This is a genomic window from Shimia sp. (assembly GCF_041624275.1).
In the GTDB taxonomy this organism is placed as follows: Bacteria; Pseudomonadota; Alphaproteobacteria; order Rhodobacterales; family Rhodobacteraceae; genus Shimia.
In genome coordinates this window covers 1-4,690 of record NZ_JBFJVE010000218.1, presented here as the reverse complement: position 1 = coordinate 4,690, position 4,690 = coordinate 1, and the positions used below count along the sequence as shown (strand labels likewise).

Genomic DNA, 4,690 nt, shown 5'->3' with positions numbered 1-4,690 from the left:
CGCATGAAGAACCCGCGAGGAATCCCCTTCGGCATAGGCCACGCGTTTGGGCGCGCGGGCGGCTTTTTCAAAGACCGGCTTCATCAGCATGCCCGACTGGTAAACAAAGCGCGAAAGTTTCTCGCGATAGGCCTCCATGTCCTTGATCGGGTTGGTCGCCACCCCGGTTTCCATCGCCGCCTGAGCCACCGCCGGCGCGATCTCCAGAATGAGACGCGGATCAAACGGTTTGGGAATGATGTAATCGCGACCAAAGCTCATGTTGTCTGCGCCATAGGCCTGCAACACCACGTCAGACGCCTCGACTCGTGCCATATTGGCAATGGCCTTGGCACAGGCCATCTTCATCTCTTCGTTGATTTCGGTCGCGCCACAATCCAGCGCGCCACGGAAGATGAAAGGAAAACAAAGCACGTTGTTGACCTGGTTCGGATAATCAGAGCGCCCGGTGGCGCAGATCGCATCCGAGCGCACCTCGGCCACCAGTTCGGGGCGGATTTCCGGCTCGGGGTTGGCCATGGCCATGATCAGCGGATTGGCGGCCATCGAGGCGGCCATTTCGGCGGTGACCGACTTGCCCGCCGACAGGCCCAGAAACACGTCTGCGCCGACCATGGCCTCTGCCAGCGTGCGCGCTGAAGTGTCGTTGGCAAACCGTTCCTTGTAAGGGTCCATGCCTTCGGCGCGGCCCTTGAAGATGACCCCGGTGCGATCACAAACGATGATGTTTTCCCTGCGGGCGCCAAAACTGACGAGCAGATCGAGACAGGCCAGCGACGCGGCGCCGGCACCATTGGCCACGATCCGGACCTCTTCGATTTTCTTGTCGACCAGTTCCAGCGCGTTCAGGGCGGCGGCGGCCGACACAATCGCGGTGCCGTGCTGATCGTCGTGGAACACCGGAATATTCATGCGTTCGCGCAGCTGCGCCTCGATTTCAAAGCATTCCGGGGCTTTGATATCTTCCAGATTGATGCCGCCGAAGGTCGGCTCCAGCGGAGCCACGACGTTGCAAAAGGCGTCGATATCGGTCTCGTCCACTTCGATATCAAAGACATCGATGCCCGAGAATTTCTTGAACAGTGCGGCCTTGCCTTCCATCACCGGCTTTGATGCCAGAGCGCCGATATTGCCCAGACCCAGAACCGCCGTGCCGTTGGTGATCACCGCAACAAGGTTGCCGCGCATGGTATAGTCCAGCGCCCTGAGCGGGTCTTCTGCAATTTTCTCGCAGGGAATGGCCACTCCCGGGCTGTACGCCAGCGCCAGGTCCTGCTGGGTCGCCATCGGCTTTGTCGGAAGCACCTGCAGCTTACCCTTGGGGTCGGACGAATGATAGTCGAGCGCATCACGCTCCAATTGGGTGGACATATCTCAAAGTCTCCAAATCCATGGGATGAGGGCAGCAGCAGCGCCGCTGCCCTCGTGTTTCCAACTCAGTTGGTTATGATTTCCGGCCCCATGAAGGTATTGGGCAGGAAGGTCGACAGCCACGGGATATAGGTCACCATGATCAGGAACACGAAGAGCACGGCCAGGAAGGGCAGTGCGGCGCGCACCACGCTCATCATCGGCATGCCCGCCACCCCGGAGGTCACGAAGAGGTTCAGCCCCACGGGTGGCGTGATCATCCCGATCTCCATGTTGACCACCATGATGATGCCAAGGTGGATCGGGTCGATGCCCAGTTCGATGGCAATCGGGAACACCAGCGGCGCCACGATCACCAAGAGGCCCGAGGGCTCCATGAACTGGCCGCCGATCAGCAGGATCACGTTGACCACGATCAGGAACATGATCGGACCAAAGCCCGCCGACAGCATGGCGCCGGCGATATGCTGCGGCACCTGCTGTTCGGTCAGCACATGTTTCAGGATCAGCGCGTTGGCGATCACGAACAAGAGCGTCACGGTCAGCTTGCCGGCCTCGAACAGCGTGTGCTTGGTGTCCGGGTGCACAAAGGCGGTGAGCAGCGCTTGCGGCTTCTTCAGCAGGCTGCCCTTTTCGCCGGTCGACGCCACCAGGTTGCTCGCCGAGACACCGGCGGCAGCCCCCGCCAGCGGTCCCATGTCCTTGTAGATGAAACAGGCGATCAGGAAGGCATAGACGGCGGCCACGGCAGCGGCTTCGGTCGGCGTGAAGATGCCGCCATAGATGCCGCCCAGGATGATGACGATCAGGAACAGGCCCCAGCCGGCTTCGCGCCCCGAGGTCCAGACTTCCTCCCAGCCTTTCCATTCGCCCTTGGGCAGGTTCTTGACCTTGGCGATGACATAGATGGTCACCATCAGCATGAACCCGGCCATCAGGCCCGGAATGACACCGGCGAGGAACATCCGGCCCACCGAAACCTCGACCGAGGCGGCATAGACCACCATCACGATCGAGGGCGGGATCAGGATGCCCAGCGTGCCGGCGTTACAGATCACCCCGGCGGCGAAATCCTTGGTATAGCCGACTTCGCGCATGCCGGCGATCACGATCGAGCCGATCGCCACCACCGTGGCCGGGGACGAGCCCGACAGGGCGGCGAACATCATGCAGGCAAAGACGCCGGCGATGGCCAGACCGCCCGGCAGATGGCCGACGCAGGCGATGGAGAAGCGGATGATCCGCCGCGCCACACCGCCGGTGCTCATGAAGGACGAGGCCAGGATGAAGAACGGGATCGCCAGCAGGGTGAAATGCCCTTCGAAGGCTTCGAACAGCGTGCCCGCAACCGAGGCCAGCGTGGCGTCGGAATAGAACAGCAGGAACAGGATCGACGACAGACCCAGGCTGACGGCAATGGGCACCCCGATCAGCAGCAGGCCGATCACCATGCCAAAAAGTAGAACGATATCCATCAGTCATGCTCTCCAAGCTGTTCACGGACTTCCGCGATTTCATCTTCGACTTCGTGGCTGGCGACGAGACGATCGACATCGCCGCGCACGATCTGCATCGCGGCCTGACAGAACCGGAACAACAGCAGCCCCATCGACACCGGCAGCACCACATAGGGCACCACTTTGGGCAGTTTTTCGTAGGACTCGCCGTAGTTGATCAGATCTTCCAAGAACGAGAAGAGACCGATCATCGGCACGTCCTGCACCTCGTAGAACGACTGGCTGCGGAAGTTGTCTTCGAAGCCGGTCGGGAACCAGCGCCCCGAAGTGGGCGGCAGATCGGCAAAGACGGCCCAATAGTCATAGGCGCCCTTCATCATGAAGACCGAAAACAGCAGACAGCAGGCGACAGCGAAGATCCCCATCAGCCGTGCCACGCCGGGCGACACCATATTGAGGATTGCATCGACGCCGAGATGGCTGTGTTTCTTGACCGCGTAGGGGGCGCCCAGCAGGACCAGCCAGCCGAACATGAACACCGTGAGTTCCAGCGCCCAGAGAATATTTGAGTTGAACCCGAACCGGGCGATGACATTGGCAAAAGTGATCAACGTCATCAGCCCAATGAGAAGCGCCATCAGCGTCTCCTCGATCCGGTCCACAAATGAATGCTTATGTTGCATGTCCCAGTGACCCGTTTTTTGTTTTGAGCGACGGGGCGGCCCAACAAGCTCTGAGCCGCCCCAAGCGGTGCGCGTGCTGCGCACCGGTTTCAGATTAAAGGCCGGCGTTGATCGCCTGCGCCGCGTCGATGTTGTCCTGACCCACGTCATCGGCGAATTTGGCCCAGACCGGCTTCATCACGTCGACCCATTGCTGGCGCTGTTCGGCGGTCAGGCTGCGGATGGTGCCGCCGGCCTCGATGATCGACTGTTTGGCTTTCTCGTTTACCGCGGTCGACTCGGCGTTGCGGGTCGCGGAGACCTCGCCCAGAATGGTCAGGAACTGGTCGCGCACATCGGCGTCCAGGCTTTCCAGCCAGTCGACACTGGTCACCACCAGATAGTCGATGATGCCGTGGTTGGTTTCAGTCACCCCGTCCTGAACCTCGAAGAACTTCTTGCCGTAGATGTTGGACCAGGTGTTTTCCTGACCATCCACAACACCCTGTTGCAGCGCGCCGTAAACTTCGGAGAAGGCCATTTTCTGCGGAGATCCACCGATGGCTTCCATCTGTGCGACCAGCACGTCGGACGATTGCACGCGGAACTTCAAGCCATTGGCATCCGCGGGCGACACCAGCGGTTTGTTGGCCGACATCTGCTTCATGCCATTGTGCCAATAGGCCAGGCCCTGAAGGCCGCGACGCTGCATCGAATCCAGCAGCGCCTGACCGTTTTCCGAGGCCTGGAAGGCATCGACCGCGTTCACGTCCTTGAACATGAAGGGCAGGTCGAAAATGCGGAACTTCTTGGTGAATTTCTCGAATTTGGACAGCGAGGGCGCGGCCAGCTGCACGTCGCCCTGCAACATGGCCTCGAGCACCTTGTTGTCGTTGTAAAGGGTCGAGCTGGGGAAGACTTCCATGCAGGCCTTGCCGTTCATCTCGTCATTGACGCGCTGCTCGAGCAGCGATGCGGCGATGCCCTTGGGGTGTTTGTCGGTGTTGGTGACGTGGCTGAACTTGATGACGATTTCACCAGGATCGCAGGCCGCAAATGTAACTCCGGGAATAGTGCAAGTGGCCGCAAAAGCTGCGGCAGCAATCAGTGTCTTCATAGTGTCCTCCTCCTGCATCAGCACTATTGCTGACGTTGGGTAACCAGTAGGGTCAGCGGAGTTTGATTTCGCAAAGCATTTTT

At 60.1% G+C, this 4,690-nt stretch carries 4 protein-coding genes; all 4 read right to left on the bottom strand.

The features are described 5' to 3' along the window. Nucleotides 1–1,371 (bottom strand): malic enzyme-like NAD(P)-binding protein (locus ABZD10_RS13865; protein WP_372887352.1); only part of this gene is annotated, 1,371 nt, incomplete at its 3' end. A gap of 65 nt (nt 1,372–1,436) precedes the next feature. Then, nucleotides 1,437–2,846: a TRAP transporter large permease gene (locus tag ABZD10_RS13860; protein WP_372887350.1), complete on the bottom strand. Its 1,410-nt coding sequence runs from the start codon at nt 2,844–2,846 to the stop codon at nt 1,437–1,439. After that, nucleotides 2,846–3,511: a TRAP transporter small permease gene (locus ABZD10_RS13855; RefSeq protein ID WP_372887348.1), complete on the bottom strand. Its 666-nt coding sequence runs from the start codon at nt 3,509–3,511 to the stop codon at nt 2,846–2,848. Before ABZD10_RS13855 ends, ABZD10_RS13860 begins: the two co-directional genes overlap by 1 nt. Before the next feature lie 94 nt (nt 3,512–3,605). After that, nucleotides 3,606–4,607 (bottom strand): DctP family TRAP transporter solute-binding subunit, encoded by a 1,002-nt coding sequence (locus tag ABZD10_RS13850; protein WP_372887346.1) that lies wholly within the window; start codon nt 4,605–4,607, stop codon nt 3,606–3,608. Between the last annotated feature and the right edge of the window lie 83 nt (nt 4,608–4,690).

Bases quoted from the DNA above. Each gene is read 5' to 3' on its own strand.
- ABZD10_RS13855 (WP_372887348.1), bottom strand. From the start codon at position 3,511: ATGCAACATAAGCATTCATTTGTGGACCGGATCGAGGAGACGCTGATG.
- ABZD10_RS13860 (WP_372887350.1), bottom strand. From the start codon at position 2,846: ATGGATATCGTTCTACTTTTTGGCATGGTGATCGGCCTGCTGCTGATC.
- ABZD10_RS13850 (WP_372887346.1), bottom strand. From the start codon at position 4,607: ATGAAGACACTGATTGCTGCCGCAGCTTTTGCGGCCACTTGCACTATT.